The 18,912-nt window shown below is 61.3% G+C and carries 14 protein-coding genes; 6 read left to right on the top strand and 8 right to left on the bottom strand.

Annotation, left to right across the window (positions count from 1 at the left end):
* Window positions 1–2 precede the first annotated feature (2 nt).
* Window positions 3–1,034 (bottom strand): aldo/keto reductase, encoded by a 1,032-nt coding sequence (locus tag DM806_RS19900; RefSeq protein ID WP_179044894.1) that lies wholly within the window; start codon window positions 1,032–1,034, stop codon window positions 3–5.
* Window positions 1,035–1,206: 172 nt separating this feature from the next.
* On the opposite strand from DM806_RS19900, the gene DM806_RS19895 reads away from it, so the two are divergent.
* Window positions 1,207–2,052, top strand: a complete 846-nt coding sequence (locus DM806_RS19895) for an SDR family NAD(P)-dependent oxidoreductase (RefSeq protein ID WP_179044893.1) — start codon at window positions 1,207–1,209, stop codon at window positions 2,050–2,052.
* 37 nt (window positions 2,053–2,089) lie between these two features.
* A complete protein-coding gene (locus DM806_RS19890; RefSeq protein WP_179044892.1) occupies window positions 2,090–2,599 on the top strand; it encodes a nuclear transport factor 2 family protein in 510 nt (169 codons plus the stop codon).
* Window positions 2,600–2,641: 42 nt separating this feature from the next.
* On the opposite strand, the gene dld is transcribed toward DM806_RS19890, so the two are convergent.
* The 7 genes from dld to DM806_RS19855 all read right to left on the bottom strand — a co-directional run bounded on the left by dld (window position 2,642) and on the right by DM806_RS19855 (window position 11,423).
* The gene (gene dld, locus DM806_RS19885) at window positions 2,642–4,339 is read right to left on the bottom strand and encodes a D-lactate dehydrogenase (RefSeq protein WP_179044891.1); all 1,698 of its coding nucleotides are present in this window, start codon (window positions 4,337–4,339) and stop codon (window positions 2,642–2,644) included.
* A 144-nt stretch (window positions 4,340–4,483) separates the two neighbouring features.
* The gene (locus DM806_RS19880; RefSeq protein ID WP_179044890.1) at window positions 4,484–5,494 is read right to left on the bottom strand and encodes an alcohol dehydrogenase catalytic domain-containing protein; all 1,011 of its coding nucleotides are present in this window, start codon (window positions 5,492–5,494) and stop codon (window positions 4,484–4,486) included.
* A gap of 36 nt (window positions 5,495–5,530) precedes the next feature.
* The gene (locus DM806_RS19875; protein ID WP_179044889.1) at window positions 5,531–6,307 is read right to left on the bottom strand and encodes an SDR family NAD(P)-dependent oxidoreductase; all 777 of its coding nucleotides are present in this window, start codon (window positions 6,305–6,307) and stop codon (window positions 5,531–5,533) included.
* Between the two features lie 40 nt (window positions 6,308–6,347).
* Window positions 6,348–7,118 carry an SDR family NAD(P)-dependent oxidoreductase gene (locus tag DM806_RS19870; protein ID WP_179044888.1) on the bottom strand — a complete coding sequence of 257 codons (771 nt, stop codon included), beginning with the start codon at window positions 7,116–7,118 and terminating at the stop codon, window positions 6,348–6,350.
* A 34-nt stretch (window positions 7,119–7,152) separates the two neighbouring features.
* Window positions 7,153–7,821, bottom strand: coding sequence for a glutathione S-transferase family protein (locus DM806_RS19865; protein ID WP_179044887.1), 669 nt, complete (start codon window positions 7,819–7,821; stop codon window positions 7,153–7,155).
* Between the two features lie 84 nt (window positions 7,822–7,905).
* The gene (locus DM806_RS19860; RefSeq protein WP_179044886.1) at window positions 7,906–10,239 is read right to left on the bottom strand and encodes a TonB-dependent receptor; all 2,334 of its coding nucleotides are present in this window, start codon (window positions 10,237–10,239) and stop codon (window positions 7,906–7,908) included.
* A 260-nt stretch (window positions 10,240–10,499) separates the two neighbouring features.
* Window positions 10,500–11,423, bottom strand: coding sequence for an Lrp/AsnC family transcriptional regulator (locus DM806_RS19855; RefSeq protein ID WP_179044885.1), 924 nt, complete (start codon window positions 11,421–11,423; stop codon window positions 10,500–10,502).
* Window positions 11,424–12,006: 583 nt separating this feature from the next.
* Here DM806_RS19855 and DM806_RS19850 point away from each other — a divergent pair.
* Genes DM806_RS19850 through DM806_RS19835 form a run of 4 tightly spaced genes read left to right on the top strand, consistent with a single transcriptional unit; the run spans window position 12,007 to window position 18,728 of the window.
* Entirely contained in the window at window positions 12,007–14,376 is a 2,370-nt protein-coding gene (locus tag DM806_RS19850; RefSeq protein WP_179044884.1) for a glycoside hydrolase family 127 protein, read from the top strand.
* Window positions 14,373–15,398 (top strand): Ldh family oxidoreductase, encoded by a 1,026-nt coding sequence (locus DM806_RS19845; protein WP_218647586.1) that lies wholly within the window; start codon window positions 14,373–14,375, stop codon window positions 15,396–15,398. Before DM806_RS19850 ends, DM806_RS19845 begins: the two co-directional genes overlap by 4 nt.
* Window positions 15,395–17,167 (top strand): DUF885 domain-containing protein, encoded by a 1,773-nt coding sequence (locus DM806_RS19840; protein ID WP_372859650.1) that lies wholly within the window; start codon window positions 15,395–15,397, stop codon window positions 17,165–17,167. The genes DM806_RS19845 and DM806_RS19840 overlap by 4 nt, the downstream gene beginning before the upstream one ends.
* A complete protein-coding gene (locus tag DM806_RS19835) occupies window positions 17,157–18,728 on the top strand; it encodes a family 43 glycosylhydrolase (RefSeq protein WP_179044883.1) in 1,572 nt (523 codons plus the stop codon). The genes DM806_RS19840 and DM806_RS19835 overlap by 11 nt, the downstream gene beginning before the upstream one ends.
* The last annotated feature ends 184 nt before the right edge of the window (window positions 18,729–18,912 follow it).

Here is an 18,912-nt window from a genome sequence, read left to right as displayed (position 1 = left end):
GCCTACAGCCGACCGAGCGCCGTCAGCGCCGGCTCGTCGACGAATCGTTCGATATACCAATGGGGATAGACTGGCGGGAGCGGCGTCGCGGCGTCGAGCACGGCAATCTCCTCTTCCGACAGGGACAGCGATGCCGCGCCCAGATTGTCGTCGAGCTGCTCGACCTTTGTCGCCCCTATCAGCAAGCTCGTCACCGCCGGACGGGCGAGCAGCCACGCAAGCGCCACCTGCGCCACGCTGGCGCTGTGGGTGGAGGCGATGTCGCGCAGGCGTTCCAGCACCGTAAAGCCTCGCTCCCGGTCGAATGGCAACAGGTTGAAGCTGCCGACGCGGGTCTGTGGATCGGTCAGCATCTCCGGCGTATATTTGCCGCTTAGGAAGCCGAAGGCGAGAGGGCTCCACAAGGTAAGGCCGAGGCCATAGCGCTGCGCCATCGGCACCATGTCGCGTTCCACATCGCGGCCGAGCAGCGAATAATAGACCTGCCCATGACAGAAGCGCGCCAGACCGTTGGCCCGCTGAATTTCCATGGCTGCCGCCACGCGCCATGCAGACCAGTTGGAAAAGCCGAGATAACGCACCTTCCCCGCGCGCACGATGCTGTCCAGCGCCTCCAGTGTCTCTTCCAGCGGGGTCAGAGGATCTTCGCGATGCACGATATAGACGTCGATCCAGTCCGTGCCGAGCCGTCGCAGGCTGTCCTCCACCGACGCCAATATGTGCCGACGCGACAGGCCGGATTGCGTGAGCGGATCGCCGGTCCGGCCACCGACCTTGGTGGCGATGACCACGTCCTGACGTCGCGACCGCAACGCCTGTCCCAACAAGCTTTCCGATTCACCGCCCGCATAGACATCGGCCGTATCGAAGAAATTGACACCGGCATCAAGCGACCGTCCGACTAGCTGGTCGGCCAGTTCTGCCCCGACCTTGTAGACCTGCGCCAAATCATCGTTGCCTCTGGTGAAAGTCATTGCGCCGAAAGCGAGGCGAGACACTAGAAGCCCCGAATTGCCCAAGGTTGAATATTGCATCCGGCCCTCTCCCGCTTTGCTTCGCCCGTCGCGTTTGGGCGGGAGTGATACGCATGTGCATCTTTTTGTCAAAGGCGGATTGCAATGCCGAAGGACACGCTTCAATAAGATTGAATCCCCGGCTTTGGTCTCGGTTCAGGGGCATGTGTGATAAGGTGGGGAAGGACTGGACATGGCAAGGTTATTGGTCGTCGGTGGCGCCGGTGGGGTCGGGTCTGCATTGGTAAGACAACGGATCGAAAAGGGCGACACGGTCTTCGCCACCGTGCTCAATGATGCCGAAGCCGCCGCTGTCGCCGCTGCGCATGGGGTCGCAGTGCCCATCTTGCGCCTGGACCTGAGCGAGGCCGATGATCTGCGTGAAAAGCTGGCCGCGCACCTATCCGAGATGGGCGATATCGATGCCGTGATCGTGTGCGCCGCCATTTCTCCTTATGGGCCGGTGGAGACCACTACGCTCGACCTGTTCCGCCGTACGCTGGAGATCAACACCATTTCCGGCATTGCGATCTATCAGGCTGCGCTTCCCATCCTTCGCCGCACCGGCGGCCGGCTGGTCTTCGTTAGCTCCATGGCGGGCCGTGCGGCCATGCCGTTCATCGGGGCCTATGTCGCGTCCAAATTCGCGCTGGAAGGCGTGGCTGATGTTATGCGCCGCGAAGCGGCGGTGCAGGGGGTGAAGGTCGTGCTGGTCGAACCCGGCGGCATCCGCACCGGGATGGTGGACGATCAGTTGCGCACCATTGCCGAAAAAATCGAGACGCTGAGTCCCGATGAAGAGGCGTTGTACGGCAATAATTACCGGCAGTTCCAGGCGCTGGCTCAGGCAAGCCACAGCAACACCGCCTCGACTGCGGACGACGTGGCTGCCATTATCGCCAGCGCGCTCGACGCGCCCGATCCGGACGCCCGCTACATCGCGGGCGAAGATGCGGTCCAGCTGATCGGCCTTACGCGCAGCCTGAGCGATGCGGAACTCGATGCGACCTTCGCGCAGATTTACGGATCGGCCATCTGAGATTGAAAGATCGCGGACGATAGCCGGCGGCCATTGGATGTTACAGGAGGATGGCGATGCACTATGGCTGGCAGGCCCCGGCAACCGAAGCAGCGCGGGCGTCATGAACGCGGCGGAGGAAGCGCTGATCATTCGGCTGGCCACCGAGCTGGATGATGCGGTTGATCGCAAGGACTGGGTCCGGTTCCGGCGATTTTTTGCCGAAACAGTCGGGGTGGATATCGGTTCGGTTACAGGGAGCGAGGTCGTCGAGATGGACGTGGCGGCCTTCGTTGCGGAGGTCGCGGCGTTCAATCTGCCGGCGAAACGCGCCTGCCATAATTTCACCAATCCGCTTGCGTCGATCCGGGGCGATCGCGCGGAGTTCAAGGCCAATCGTTATGGCTGGAACCATTGCGCCGATTTCGATCCCCCGCTTTACGAATTATGGGGCCGCATAAGCTATGGGTTCCACCGGCAGGAACAGGGGTGGGTGATCGACCATATGGCTCTGGAAAAGCTACGCGAGTCGGGCAATCTGGCCGTTAGCCTGCTTCGGTCTGAATGAATGGCCGCGCCAGCCGGTCCCGGCCTTTGGTGCGCGACTGCATTAACGCCAATCTTTCGCCCTGCTGGTATGCCCGATACCGGGATTGAGCCGGTTGCCTGGATCCAGGTCGCGATAATGGGCGGTCAGCGCATCCTTGGCGGGATATAGATGCCCTACATTATGCTCGGCGGGATATTCGGCGCCGCGCTCATCCAGAATCTTCCACATTTGGTGCTCGAACGCTTCGGGGTCGCAGCCTTTCTTTACAATATAGTCCTGGTGGAAGACATGGCAGAGAAAATGCCCATAATAGAGCGCCTTTATGACCGGGGCAGCGACAGATCCCGGCAGGCGTTCGCACCAGTCGCTGTCGTTGCGCCGGATCGCGATATCGAGCGCGACAATGTCTTCGACCGTTTCGGGATGGACAGCACGGTAACGCACCGCCGCGCCGGCAACCGCAAACCGATGCAGGAACGCAGCCTCGGCCTCCTTTTCCGTGCACTGGAACCAACCGCCTTGGCCGTCACGGAATAGCGCCGTCAGCATGGCGCGCGTTTGCTCGATTTCCTCTCCCCCCACCTTGAGGATGAGGTGATGTTCGTAAGCGTTGCGGAAATCGATCATGCGCCGTGGAAGATGGCGTGGAAACAAACGGCTCGCCATCTGCATGACGTGATCCGACAGCGCGTTGGGCAGCAATGGGGTCCGGCGCGCCAGCCGATCGAGCCAGGCCTTCGCCGCGAACAGCTTGGGAAGGCGATCCGTACCGAGATAGCGGATCGCGAGAAACACGTCCTTGCCATAGCGTTCGGCGATGTCGAATGCATCGCGGTGCATATATTCACCCGATATGGGGAGCGAACGAAGCTCGGTGAGTAAACGGCGCCGCAAGAGTGTCAGGTCCGCCGTGTCGCCCGTCCCGGCATAGAAAGTGGCGGTGCGCTCATCCTTGGCGAAACTGTCCAACCGCACTGCAAAGAGCATGATCCGGCCCGCACTGCCCGACGCTTCAAAAAGGCGCGACGGATCGGCGTTGAAACGAGCTGGGGTGTCCGCATCTACATCCCGCACATGGCGGGCGTAGCGGGTGTCGGATGCGGCAAGGCCGTCATGACGGACCTGCTCCGGCCGGAACGTGCCGTGCTCCACGGTCCTCAGGATGGTTTCGGGATCATCCCCCAGATCGATGCCAAGCCGATTGCACAGCCGGACCGTGCCATCGGCCTCAACGCGCGCGTAGAGGGCATATTCGGTATAAACCGGCCCACGGCGGACCAGTGACCCGCCAGAATTGTTGCACACGCCGCCTATCACCGAAGCGCCTATGCACGACGATCCGATCACCGAATGGGGTTCGCGGCTCAGCGGAGCCAACCGTCGCTCCAGCTCGAAAAGGGTTGTGCCGGGCAGGCACAGCACCTGTCGCCCTTCGTCAAGCAGATGGCAGCCGGTGATCCGTGTCGTGCTGACGATCACCACGTCCCGGTCATATTCGCCATTCGGAGTCGAGCCGCCAGTCAGGCCGGTGTTGGCCGCCTGAAGGATGATCACGACGTCGGCCCTGACGCAGGCCTGGAGGATGCGCCACTGCTCGATCAGCGAACCGGGACGCACCACCGCGACCACTGGCCCCCCGCCGAACCGATAGCCGGTGGCGAAAGCGCGGGTCTTTTCCGCATCCGTCAATATATGGCGTGGCCCCACAATCTCCCGAAGCTCGTCAAGCAACCCCATCGTCAGCCTTTTGTTCAGCATCCATCGCCGTTTGGGACTAACGGTGCATATTGTCGACATTATGCATATGATTGCAGCGCTTATGGATAAGATCAAGGCGCGGTTCGTGCAGCGCGCTTGAGGCCCCGGCCTGCCGCTGGTGGCGGGGGTCCGGGGTGGGTGGTGTCAAGGCAGGCCGGGTTTGACCAATATCTTGCAATGCTGATGCTTGCCGCGGAGCATTTCCAATGTGTTGGGCAGCGCGGAAAGCGGGATGGTATCTGTCACCATGGCACGGGCTTCGTCGGCTCCGCGCGCAAGAACGTCGGCGGTGTGGCGAAATTCATGCAGGTCATAGGCGGCGGTGAAGATGATCCGCACTTCCTTCAGCATCGCCTTGCCGGGCACGAAGACGTCGGGGGCGAAATGACCGCCGAGGCCACCGACAGTGCCACGCGACCGAACGAGTTGCACGGCGAGGTCAAGCATCCCTTCCAGTCCGATGCATTCAAAGACGATGTCTGGCGGACCGCCAAGCGCGTCGTTCACTTCCTCTGACAACCGATCGGACGAGCGGATGAAATGCGTGACACCCATCTGCTCCGCAATGGGCGCGCGCCAGGTCGATCGGGCCACCATGGCAATTGGGCCAGCGCCGCGCCGCCGCGCCCAGAAGGCCGCTGCCAGCCCCATCGCACCCGCGCCGAGTACGACGACGCGCTCTCCGGGCTGCACATCGCACGCCACCACATTGCGCAGACCGCAGGCAAGCGGTTCGATCAATGCGCCATCATCGAGCGCAAGGCCTTCAGGCAGCCGGATCGAGCAATCCTCCTGAACTGCCGCATATTCGCCGAATCCGCCCATCGGCATCCGTCGCTGCGCGCACAGCATCATCCTGCCGGTAAGGCAGGGCACGCATTGCCCACAGCCGGCGATCGCCATCGCTGTCACGGCGTCCCCGACGCGAAGATGGCGGATATCGGGTCCGAGCGCCACCACTTCCCCCGACAGTTCATGACCGGGAATGGAATTGCAGGGGAAGACATGGTTGGGGTCCGACGTCATGTGCAGGTCGCTGCCGCAAATGCCGCAGCGGGCCAGCTTGATGACGGCTTGCCCGCTGGCGGGAGCGGGATCGGCAACCGTTTCTATCGACAGGGGCTTGCCGATTTCATGGAATATGGCGGCGCGCATGGCTTCGTCCTGATCCTTGAGTGTGCGGCCTGCCGCTTATGCCGACTGCGGCCCGCCGGGCAGGACGGACATGTAGAAACCGATGGTCATTCCGCCGTCGGCGCTGATTTCCGCGCCGGTCACATAGGATGCCTCATCGCTGGCTAGGAACAGGCAGACATTGGCGATTTCCTCCGGCTCGGCGAAACGCTGGATCGGCTGGCGACGGGAAAGCTCATGATCCTTCAGCGCGTCGGGCGACAGTCTGTCCGGATTGGTCAAGTCGGTGTTGATCGGGCCGGGATAGACGCTGTTCACGCGCACGCCCGACAGGCCCATTTCCAGCGCCGCGACCTTCGACAGGCCACGGATGCCGAACTTGCTGGCGGTATAGGCGCCCATGGCATTATTGCCCTGAAGCCCGGCCGAGGAGCAGATGTTGATGATCGAACCCTTGCCCGCGCGCATCATTTCATCGCCGACATATTTCATGCCCAGGAAGGTGCCGGTGAGGTTAACGGCCATGACCCGTTCAAATTCCGTCTTCGTCAGTTCGACCACGGGCTTCAGGATCGCGATGGCGGCATTGTTGAGCAGAATATCGATGCTGCCATGATCGCGCAGGATTTCATCGACCACGGCGCGCCAGCCCTGTTCATCGGAAATGTCGAGGTGGCGATAGTGACACCCTTCGGGCAGCTCATATTTGGGTTTGTCGAGCACATCGCACGCATAGACCGTCGCGCCGTGCCGCGCGAACAGTACTGCCGATGCGCCGCCAATGCCACCTGCCGCGCCGGTGATGATCGCCGTCTTGCCTTCCAGTCTCTTCACGCTTCCAACTCCTGTTGCCACATCTTCACACGTCCCTGCGTTACAGCAGGAAGCCCCCGTCGACCGCCAATGTGCTGCCGATGGCGAAGCTCGCCTGATCCGAACACATCCACACGATCGCTGAGGCGATTTCGTCCGGCTGGGCATATCGCCCGAGCTGGCTCGCTACCGGCTCGAAATCGGACCGCGGCACGCCGAGCAGGTCGAGCTTGGCCTGCATCATCGATGTCTCGACGCAACCCGGCGATACCGCATTCACGCGGATGCCATCAGCCGCATAGGCCGCCGCCGCCGACAGGGTCAGTCCGGTGAGGCCGAACTTGGACGCCGAATAGGCCGCGCCAAGAGGCTGGGCCCGCTGGGCGTTGACGGAACTGAGATTGACGATCACCCCGCCATGCCCCTGCCAGAGCATTTGCCGGATTTCATACTTCATGCAGAGGAATACGCCCCGCAGATTGAGACCGAGCACTTGGTCGAACATGGCGTCTTCGCAATCCGCCAGCTTGATATTCTCCACGTCCGCCGCCGCATTGTTGATCGCAAAATCCAGCCGGCCGCAGCGGGCTACGGCGCCGGACACAAGGGTGCGCACATCGTCGGCTTTGCTGACGTCGGCCGGAATGAAATGCCCGATGCCGCCTTGATGTGCGATGTCCCCAGCGGTGCGTTCACCATTTTCGCTGTCGATGTCGCCGATCACCACCTGCGCGCCCGCTTGCACCAGCGCCAGCGCCGTTGCGCGCCCGATACCCGTCGCGCCGCCGGTGATCAGGGCGACCTTGCCGTCGAGGTCGATTGTAATTGCCATGATGAATCCGTTTGTAGGTAGAGCTGAAAACAGGTCAGGCGTCGGCCTGCGTCGCCTTCATCGCCTCGAACTGCCGCACGATCTCATCTGTATCGGCGATCGCGGCCTGGAATTTCGGACGTGCGACGATGCGCTGCACATAGGCGGCCGTTTTCGGATGCCCATCAAGCCAGTTTTCGAGCGACGCCAGATAAAGCGGGAAGCATAGCATGAAATCCGCACCCGTCAGGTCGTTGCCGACAACGAAGCCGTCTTCACGCAGCACGTCTTCCAACATGTCGAGATATTTGAGCGCAGCCGCTTTGGCCTCATGCCCAATGTGAGGAACGGGAAATTCCAGGCCGGCGGGGAAGGGCGCGCAATGGTCCCAGTAAATGCGCTGGTGGATCGCGAACAGCGACTCCGACCACCACATCCACTGGTCGATCAGCGCCGCTTCGTGCGATCCTGACGGATAGGCGAAGCGTCGATCGCCATAGTGATGCAGGACATAATTGATGATCGCACCGGATTCGATGAGGGCGAAGTCGCCGTCGGTGATCACGGGCAGCGAGCCCATCGGGCTGATCTGGCGGAATTCCGGCTGATGCCGCTCCTCATTGTAGAAATTCATGTCCTTGAGCACATAATCGATGCCCAGTTCGTCAAGCAGCCAGCGGATGCGGAAGGACCGCGTCGTGGCGGCATGAAATAAGGTCAGCATGTTAGGAAGGCTCCGTTGCTTCCGCTCTCCTGGTCCGCACGGCTGTGTGCAAGGTGCACCGCCGTGCGGACTAGGTCAGGCGGTTCAGTTGAACTTCTTGGTCAGGCGCAGCATGATCTGGCGTCCACGGCTGACCGACCCTATCGTGTCGGCATAGCGTCCCGATACCGCCGTACCCGTTGGCCCTGGCGCGAACAGCGCCTCATAGGACCGGGTGAAATGATAGTCGCCGGTCAGGTTGAGGCCGATCAGCGCCACCTGCCAATTGTCGTCCGCCGCCGACAGGCGGATATTGGCGTCCAGCGTCCAGTAAGAAGGCTGGCGGCTGCCGGGCGAGGAGATTGGATCGGCATAATAGCCGTCGCTATACGCAAGATTGCTCGAAAGGCCGATCTTCAGGCTGTCAGACAGGGCGCCTTCATAGTCAAAGCCCGCGCTGCCGGTCCAGTCGGGCGCGCGCACGATCTGCTTTCCGGCGAAATCCTGAAGCGTGTAGGCGTTGGTGGCCGGGTTGAAGCCCAGGGCGCATCCTTCGGTGAGGCTCTGCCCCACATAGCAGTTGTTCGTGAAGACATTGTAGCGCGCGTGACTATAGGCGCCGCCCGCATGAATATTGAGCCCCGTGAGCGGTGTGCGCCAGTTCATGTCGAATTCGACGCCTTTCAGGCGGGCGCGGCCGGCATTCTTGGTCGTCTGCGTGACGCCGCCAGTTGGGGTGGTGTTGGTGGTCGTCACCTGCAGGCCGGTCGCCTGATAATTGTAGAGCGTCAGGTTTGCGCGCACTGTCTCGTTAAACAGGCGTGCCTTGATACCTCCTTCGAACCCGCGCAATAATTGCTGGTCATAGGCGCGGTTGTCGTTTGGACCCACAGGGCCGCCATTGAAGCCGCCAGACAGGAAGCCACGCTTATAGGTACCGAACAGCGTCAGATTTTGCGACGGTCGATAAGAGAGCGAGACTTCGGGCGAAAAGTTGTTCCAGCTCTTGCGCGGGGTAGGGGTAGGCGTGAACGTACCGAAGGAGATTACTTCGATTTCTTTCATTTCATGCGAATAGCGTCCGCCGCCTGCGATTTCGATCTCCGGCGTCGGCTTGATCGTCGCCTGCCCAAAGAAGGAATAGGCCTCGCCCTTTTGCGTGATGTCGGTGTTGATGATCGACAAGGGTGATCCGGTCACGATGCCAGTCGCCGTGTTCGACAAGACCTCTACCTTGGAATGCTGGTAGAAACCTCCCGTTAGGAAATTTACCGGCAGGTCGAAATCGGTCGCGATCCGCAGTTCCTGTGAGGTTTCCTTGACCTTCAATCCGTTCCGGGCGGTGAGTATGAACATTTCGATCGCCGACTTCGAGAAATTATCGAAGGAATCGAACTTCATATCATAATGACTGGTGATCGATGTCGCTTTGATCTGGTCGGTCAGATCATAGTTCATTTCCAGCGAGGCCAGCGTCTGTTTCTGGCTATATCTGGGACGTCCGTCACCGAAATAGGGATCGATCGCGGCATAACCCGTTCCGATATTCGGTCTCGTCACGGTGCTGTTGGCCTGGCAGTCGTCGGCTTCGCCATATTGAGTGACGCCGGGCGTGATGCAGTTGACGAACTGGTCATTGGACGCAGGGCCCGCGCCCTTCAAATAATTGTGCGTGACCTTCAACCGGGCGTTGAACCGATCGGAAGGTTCAAACTTGAGCGTGACGCGACCCGCCCATTCCTTGTCGTTCGGCAACCAGCGTCGCGGTTCAGGGATGGAAGCAGGCGCTTCGTTCCTGACCCAGCCGCGCATCGTCGTGCCGAAGGCTGCAATGCGAAAGCCCAGAGTGTCGGTGATAGGCCCGGAAATATAACCTTCGCCGCGCCATTCATGGGCATTGAATTCATAACCGCCGCTGATTTTCGCCTCGAAATGATCGGTGGGGTCTGCGCTGCGGATGGAAATGACGCCGCCGGGACTATTCTTGCCGAAGAATAGCGCCTGCGGACCCTTGAGGATTTCGATCTGCCCGATATCCATCTGCGCCATGCGCTGCACCGTCGCGCGCGCAATCTGCGCGCCGTCGATGTTGAAGGATACCGACTGGTCCGCAAAGGGATTATTTTCCGATGCGCCAAGGCCGCGAAGCGTGATGGTGCCACCTTGAATACTGCCACCGGAAGAACCGATCTGCAGGGCGGGCACGGACTGCGTCAACGAATCCAGGCTGATGATGGCGCGCTTTTCAATATCTGCTGCGCCCACGGCGACAATCGCCACGGGCACGGCCATGTCGGTTTCGGTCCGTTTGCGCGCCGTGACCACAATGTCCTGGTCGCTTGTGGAGGCCTGCGTCTGCGCACATGTTTCCGCTGTGCCGGCCGCAAGGCCGGCGCATGCCAGCGCAACGGCAAGGCTGAACCGTCCATCCCGAATCATTCCATCCCCTCCCTATTCTATCTGAGTGCGCCGCGGGCTTGACCGGTGATCATTGCCACCTTGAGGAAGTGCGTTGCACTAATAGTCAAATACGAGATGGATTGGATCGGTGTCAATTTAAATGACTATAAAAACTTTTATATATAGGCGAAAACGAATTTCCATCTTGTTGTCCAACGGAAAATTGGGCCGGAGGCGCCGCCGGGTGGAGCCGCTGGCCGCATGCGACGACCGAGGAAGCGCACCCTCGCCAACCGGGGTCAGAGATCGAAATTATAGTCGTATTTGAAGACGCGCAGCACACGCAGCATCGAGAAGTTGATCAATCCCGGCAGCGGGCGGATTTCGTCGCGGACGAAGTCATCGACTTCTTCAAGCGTTTGCATGACAAGGAAAAGGTTGAGATTCTCTTCTCCCGCCAGATGCGCGACTACGCGCACGCCATCATGTTCGGAAAAACGATCCAGCGCCGCCTCCAGATGCGCGGGCGCGACGCTGATCCGGACATCGAACCATGTGGTGAAGCCTGCTGCCCGGGATTCGCAGACCAGCCCGATGCTCACGCCCGGCCGCTTCAGCAATTGTTCCATCCGATAGCGCGTTGCCGTCACGGACAGGCCCAATTGGCGCGACAGGGCGCTGACGGACTGCCGGCCATCCTCTTGCAACAGCCGGATCAACTGGTCGCCGACGTCGCCTTCCACCGGGGGCTTCCGCTCGCGCATGCCAAGGGCGCCGAGCGTCGTGCTGTATCGACCAAGGTCGAGAATCGGCAAGGTCCGCATTTGGCTGAGATGCGGAATTTCTCTCGCCATCCGCATGACGATATCGTTCAGTTCGCGCGGGGAACGCGCACGGCAGTTGACGATGATCTCCGGTCGCCGGGTGGTGCCATAGGCACTGAAGACTTCGTCGAACTTGCAGACCGCCGCCTCCACCTCGGGCAGCGCCTTGGGGTCGTCGACATAGAGTTCGATGATGGTCGTGACGCTGGTGGGATCGCTCGCATGGATGCTCTGCTTGAGAACGACCTGGATCATCTTGTTCCCGGTCAGCGCCTTGATCCTCGCTGCTACCTTGGCTTCGGACGTTTGCAGCGCCTCGGCTATGCTCTTGGTGCTGGCTCTCGGATCCTCCTTCAATACCTCTATGATTCCGGTATTGAGAGCGTCATAATAGTCCAACTTATATCCCCCTGAAGGACACCATATGCCGAAGGTGCCCGCTCATGCACTGCCGTTCCAATGTGTGACCGACGCAATAGCGCGCAACGCTAGCCCAGCTTTAGGTCAAAAGTCGATGCTCTGGAGCAGGGCTGCCAGCTCCTTTGGTTCCGCCAGCATTGGAGCCCGCCTTCAACCTGCACGCGGGATAGGACATCTCGATCCATCGCCAGACTGCGCGCTTTCACCAACTGTTGCACAGGATGTGCGTCGCTTGTCTTCAAGAGCAGTCGGACCGAATTGGATTACCACAAGGGTTGATGGACTTGGGTTAATGTGCGTTTCACACTCAGCCCGGGGCAGCGGAATGATTGGCGCTCCAGAAATTCGATCTATGGCCTACTCGCAAAGCAAGTTCTCGGTGGCAGAGCCTATGGGATACTCATCGACTGTGCGACTTACATCGCCATGGTATCAACCGTTTGCCTTCATAAGCAATTTAACAGGTTCTGAGGCTCGGGACAACGCTCAACAATAAAGGATTGACAGGAAGGTCAAGCCGTTTATCGTATAGTATACGATATTCAATAGGAGTGTTTTGAAGATGAAAGCCAATCGCCGCGAGTGGCTGGCGGGGGTGGCTGCCCTTGCTGTGTGCACCGTTCCCTTCTCGGGCATGGCGACGATCGCGCCACGGATTCCGTTGCGGGCAAAGCCGCTACCGCTGACGGACGTGCGCCTGCACCCATCGGATTATGCGACGGCGGTTGAAGTCAACATCGCCTATCTCCTTTCGCTCAGCCCGGATCGCTTCCTGCATAATTTCCGCAAATATGCAGGGTTGGAACCCAAGGCGCCGATCTATGGCGGCTGGGAATCCGACACGATCGCCGGCCATACGCTGGGCCATTATATCACCGCGCTGGTGCTGGGCTGGCAGCAGACCGGCAATGCGGAATGCCGCCGCCGCGCCGATTATATCGTCGACGAGTTGGCGCTGTGTCAGGCGCAGCGCAAAGACGGCTATATCGGCGCGTTGGGCCGCAAGACCAAGGACGGCCAGATCGTCGATGGCGAGCAGATTTTCCCTGAAGTGATGAAGGGGCAGATCAAGTCGGGCGGCTTCGACCTCAATGGTAGCTGGTCGCCGCTATACACGGTGCACAAATATTTCGCCGGTCTGCTCGACGTGCATGGCGCCTGGGGCAATGCCAAGGCGCTGGACGTGGTGATCGGGCTTGGCGGCTATTTCGAACGAGTGTTCGCGGCGCTCAATGACGCGCAGATGCAGGAATTGCTGAACTGCGAATATGGTGGCCTGAATGACAGCTATGCCGAACTTTATGCGCGAACCGGCGACGCGCGCTGGCTAGCGGTGGCGGAGCGCATCTATGACCGAAAGGTTCTGGATCCGCTGGTCGCGCAGGAAGATAAGCTCGCCAATTTCCATGCGAATACGCAGGTGCCCAAGCTGATTGGCCTCGCCCGCATTCATGAACTGACGGGCAAGGAGGAGCCGGGCCGTGCCGCCCGTTTCTTCTTCGACCGGGTGACGCAGCATCACAGCTATGTCATCGGCGGCAATGCCGACCGCGAATATTTCTTCGAGCCGGACACGGTCGCGTTACACTTGACCGAGTCCACCTGCGAACATTGCAACAGCTATAATATGCTGAAGCTGACGCGACATCTCTACGGTTGGCAACCCGACGGTGCGCTGTTCGACTATTATGAACGCGCGCATCTGAACCATGTCATGTCCGCGCAGAACCCGGCCAATGCCGGCTTCACCTATATGACGCCGATGATGAGCGGCGCGCCGCGCGGCTATTCACAGCCGGACGAGGACGCTTTCTGGTGCTGCGTCGGTTCGGGCATGGAAAGCCACGCCAAGCATGGTGATTCCATCTATTGGGAAGGCGACGACACCTTGTTCGTCAATCTCTATATCCCATCCGAAGCGCAGTGGAAGGCGAAGGGCGTGGGCCTGACGCTGGACACCGAATATCCCTTCAAGCCCGACATCAAGCTGACGATCGACGCGGTGAAGCAGGGGGCGTTTTCGCTGGCGCTGCGCATTCCCGGCTGGGCGAATGGGCGATTTGGCCTGACGGTGAATGGCGCGCCGTTGTCGGTGAAGCCCGCCAATGGCTATGCGGTCGTCACGCGGCGCTGGAAGAAGGATGATGTGGTGGCGCTGAGCCTGCCGCTCGATCTGCGCCTCGAAGCCGCGCCGGGTGCGCCCGATGTGGTGGCAGTGGTGCGCGGGCCGATGGTGATGGCGGCTGACCTTGGTCCGGCGGAAATGGACTGGAATGGCGTGGAACCGGCAATGGTGGGCGAAGACCCGCTGACGGCTTTTGCGCCGATCGTGTCGGACCGGCCGCGCTATCGCACGCAGAATATCATCCGGCCGGCGAACCTGGCCTTCGTACCCTTTTATAGCCAGTATGAACGGCGCAGCGCGGTCTATTTCAAGCGTTTCTCCGAAAGCGCCTGGAAGACGGAAGAGGCCGCTTTCCTCGCCGAACAGGCGCGGCAGAAGGATTTGGCCGCCCGCTCGATCGACATCATGCACCTGGGTGAGATGCAGCCGGAGCGCGACCATGCGCTGACGTCGGAACTGAGCTATCCCGCCTCTTATCGTGGACGTAATGGCCGCGATGCGCGGTCAGGGGGCTATTTCGAGTTCAATATGAAGGTGAAGCCAGGGCCGCTGCTGTTACAGGCGACCTATTGGGGCGGCGAGCGCAAGCGCAGCTTCGACATATTGGTCGACAATGTGAAGCTGGCCACCCAGAGCCTGGATAATGACAAGCCCGGCAAGTTCCTGGACGTCGACTATCCGATCCCGGAAGCGCTGATCAAGGGCAAAAACAGCGTCAAGGTGCGCTTCGTGCCGCATGATCGCAGCTCGGCCGGGCCGGTGTTCGGCGTGCGCTTGTTCACGGCCAAGCCGGCGACCGCCGCATGACTGACATGGTCGCGATGACCCTTGCGGAAGCCGATGCGCTGGCCCGGAAGGTGCTGGAGGGGCGCGGCCTGGCGCCCGATCATGCCGCCGCCGTCGCCCGAACGATGGTGGCGGGCGAGCGAGACGGCTGTGCGTCGCATGGTCTGTATCGCCTGCTGGTGGCCGCCAATTCGATCGAGCGCGGCGTGGTCGTGCCCGATGCGGTGCCGGTAGTGAGCGAACCGGCCGCCGCGCTGGTTCGCGTCGATGGCAAGGGCGGTTTCGCGCAGCTGCCGTTCGAGCGCGGCCTGCCGCTGTTGATCGAGAAGGCGCGCAACTTCGGCATCGCGGCGCTGGCGCTGAACAATGTCGTGCATTTTGCGGCGCTCTGGCCGGAGGTCGAGGCATTGACCGATGCGGGACTGGTGGGTCTTGCCTTCACGCCCAGCCATGCCTGGGTCGCGCCGGAGGGTGGGACGAAGCCGGTATTCGGGACCAATCCGATCGCCTTTGGCTGGCCCCGTCTAGGCGGGCATCCTTTCGTGTTCGACTTCGCCACCAGCGCGGTGGCACGGGGCGAGATCGAACTGCATCGGCGCGCGGGCAAGACCATCCCGCCCGAATGGGGCTATGACGCCGAAGGCCATCCTTCGATCGATCCCAAGGCAGTACTGGACGGCGCGATGCGCACATTCGGCGGGCATAAGGGGTCGGCGCTGGCGGCGATGGTCGAACTGATCGCCGGGCCGCTGATCGGCGACATGACCAGCGCAGAATCGATGGCGGCCGATCAGGGCCGCATGGGATCGCCGATCGGCGGCGAACTGGTGATCGCTCTCGATCCGGCCGGTTTCCTGGGCGCCAGCGTCGAGGATCATCTGCGTCGCGCCGAAGCGATGTTCGACGCGATTACGGGACAAGGCGCACGCCTGCCCGGATCGCGGCGCTATGTCGCGCGAGCGCAATCGGACGCGGAAGGCGTCCGCATCCCGGCGCAACTGCATCGGGACATTTTGGCATTGCTGGAAGGGGAAATGGCGTGACGATCTTTGGCGGCCGCAAATGGCTGCTTGCAGGCGCGGCCTTCATCAGCCTGGCGTCGGCCCCCGGTGGCGCACAGCCCGCGGCGCAATCGGCCGATCAGGCGTTCGAGGCGATCTCTACGTCCGAATATGACTGGCGGCAGAAGCAGTTCGGCCCCAGCGAGGATGGTCCCAAGGATCAGGCGCTGGCCCTGCCCGATGTCGGCCCCAAGGCGCAGGCCGCACGGTTGGCGCGCTGGGAGGAAGTCGAGAAGCAACTGGCGGCGATCAGGGTGGACCAGTTGTCGCCGGCGCAGAAGGTCAATTTCGCCGTCTACAAGGGGCAGATCGACGCGCTGCTGGCCGAGCAACGCTATCGCGACTATGAGAAGCCGCTGAATGCCGACACCAGCTTCTGGGGCGACCTAGCCGGCTGGGCGCGCGATCCGCTGCGCGACGAGGCGGCGGCGCGGCGCTATATCGCGATGCTACGCGACGTTCCGCGTTTCTACGACCAGCAGATCGCCAATATGCGGGCCGGGTTGAAGCGCGGCTTCACCCCGTCGCAGATCACGCTTCAGGGCCGCGACATTGGCGTCGAGCAGGTGGTCAAGGCGAAGAGCGTCGAGGAGAATCCCTTCTACACGCTGTTCAAGGCGCTGCCCGCGACCATCCCGGCCGATGTGCAGGCGCAGTTGCGGAGTGAGGCGCAGGCGGCCATCACGCAGGCGGTGATCCCGGCGCACCAGACGCTGCTGACCTTCCTGCGACAGGATTATATTCCCGGCGCGCGCAAGGAACTGGCGGCCTACAAGCTGCCCGACGGCAAGGCCTATTATCAGTCCAAGATCCGCGAGTTCGTGACGCTGGACAAAAGCCCGGCGCAGATCCACCGGATCGGTCTCGACGAAATGGCGCGCATCCGGGGGCAGATGGGCGAGGTGATGCGCCAGGTCGATTTCAAGGGCGACCTGCCGGCCTTCCTCACCTTCCTGCGCACCGATCCGCAATTTTATGCGAAGACCCCGCAGGAACTGCTCAACCGCGCCGCCTGGATCGCCAAGAGTTTCGACGGCAAGGCGTCGCAATATTTCGGGCGGATGCCGCGGATGCGCTTTGCGATCAAGCCGGTGCCCGATGACATCGCGCCCTTCTATACCGGCGGGCGCGGCGGGCCGGGCATCTATCTGGTCAACACCTACAATCTCCCCTCGCGTCCCTTCTATTCGCAGGTCGCACTGACACTGCATGAAAGCGCGCCGGGCCATGCGATGCAGATGCCGCTGGCGGCCGAGAATAAGGATCTCCCCGCTTTCCGCCGCGACACCTATCTGTCGGCCTATGGCGAGGGATGGGCGCTCTATTGCGAGGCGCTGGGCGAGGATATGGGCATGTATGAAACGCCCTATGACCGTTTCGGGATGCTGAGTTATCAGGCATGGCGCGCGTCGCGGCTGGTGGTCGATACCGGTATTCATGCGATGGGCTGGACCCGCAAACAGGCGCAGGATTATCTACACGACAATACCGCTTTGTCCGATCATGAGATCGAGACGGAGGTGGACCGCTATATCGCCTGGCCGGGGCAGGCGCTGTCCTATTATATGGGCGAGCTGGCCTTTGTGGATGCACGCAAGAAAGCCGAGAAGGCGCTGGGGTCGAAGTTCAACATTCGCGCCTTCCATGACGCGGTGCTGGCGCTGGGCGCGGTGCCGTTGCCTGTGATCGACCAGCGGGTCGATCAGCTGATTATAGATGGCGGGAAAGGGCCTTATCCCGATGAGGAATAAACTGTTTGCGGGCCTCGCCTTGATCGCGCTGGTCGCGCCCGCCTGGGCGGAGGAGACGCGCCAGATCAGCGTGCCGGGCAATCCGATCCTGGCCGATGGCGACTATTATTCGACCGACCCGGCGCCTTTCGTCGCGGACGGGGCGCTGTGGATATTGGCGGGGCGCGATCAAGCGCCGCCCGACGTCAATGATTTCATCATGGGCGAATGGCAACTGCTCAGGACCGACGATCCCAAGTCGGGCAAGTGGACCCATTATCCCGACATCGCCAAGCCGGAGAATGTCTTCGCTTGGGCGGAGGAGGCGCGGGCCTATGCCGGGCAGATCGTCCAGGGACCGGACAAGCGATATTATTTCTACGCGCCGGTGCTCGAGAAGAATAGCGACGCCAAGGATCGCTTCGCCATCGGTGTGGCGGTGGCGGATAGTCCGACCGGTCCGTGGCGCGACGCGCATCCGTCGGGGCCGATCATTTCGCAGCGCGTGCCGGTCGTCAACGACATCCAGAATATCGACCCGACCGTGCTGATCGATAATGACGGCCGGATCTATCTCTATTGGGGGACGTTCGGGAAGCTGCTCGGCATGGAGCTGGAGCGCGACATGGTTAGCCCCAAAGGCGCGGAGCAGGCGATCGAGGGGCTGACCGGCTTCTTCGAGGCGCCCTGGATCATGAAGCGCAAGGGCGTCTATTATATGCTCTATGCCGGGAACAAGGCGGGGTCGACGTCGGACTGCACGCCCGCCGTCTATCACGCCTGCATCGCCTATGGCACCGCGCCCTCGCCAATGGGGCCGTGGACCTATCGCGGCGTGGCGCTGAAGCCGGTATCCTCGACCACGTCCCATTCGGGCGCGGTCGAATATAAGGGACAATGGTATCTGGCCTATCATACGGCCGATGCGCAGGGCGGCGGGCATTTCCGGCGGAGCGTGGCGCTTGATCGGCTAGACTGGGACGACAGCGTGACGCCGGCGCGTATCCGGACCGTGGTGCCAACCTTGCGTCCGCAGCCGTCCTTGCCGCCGAGCCGCAATATCGCTCCGGCAGCGTCGGTGAAAGTGTCCAACGAACCGGTGCCGGTGCAATATTGGATCAAATCGCTGAACGACGGGATCACCAAGGTCGCACCGCTGCCGCCCGACATGTGGGGCAGCTGGTCGCCCAGCAATCCGGCAAGCCAATGGATCGAATATCGCTGGGACAAGGCGGTGACGATAGACGGATCGCGCATCTGGTTCTGGAACGACCAGCCGGCGGGGGCCAATGTCGGTGTCGCGCCGCCGGCGGCCTGGCATCTGGAATATTGGGATAGCCGGGCAAAGGGTGGCTGGAAGCCGGTGCCGGGCGCGAGCGGTTATGGTACGCAATCGGGCGGCTTTCAGACGGTATCCTTTCCGCCGATCCATGTGCGTTGCCTGCGAGCGGTCATGATGGCATCGGGCGACGACAGGAGCCATGCCGCATTGGCGGTGCAGGAATGGGAAGTGCTTGCCCTCAAGGCCATGCGGCCGTCCGCGCGCGATGCGAACCGGCGGTTGGGAGCAGCCTGCAGCTAGACCAGACAGCGAAATGGACAATCTCGACACGATGGGGAGCGCAACCGGACTTGCGCTCCCTTTTTTTGCGTATTTTCAATATATTGGGATGTTTCCCCTCTCAAATTTGCAACTTTATTGCCAAAAGATTGCAATCGGCTTGACTCCGACAAAATAATGTAGTTGGTATACGATATAAAGTAGG

It is taken from the genome of Sphingobium lactosutens (assembly GCF_013393185.1).
Taxonomy (GTDB): Bacteria; Pseudomonadota; Alphaproteobacteria; order Sphingomonadales; family Sphingomonadaceae; genus Sphingobium; species Sphingobium lactosutens_A.
The sequence above is the reverse complement of the archived record's forward strand: the minus strand, read 5'-3'. Positions and strand labels throughout refer to the sequence as shown.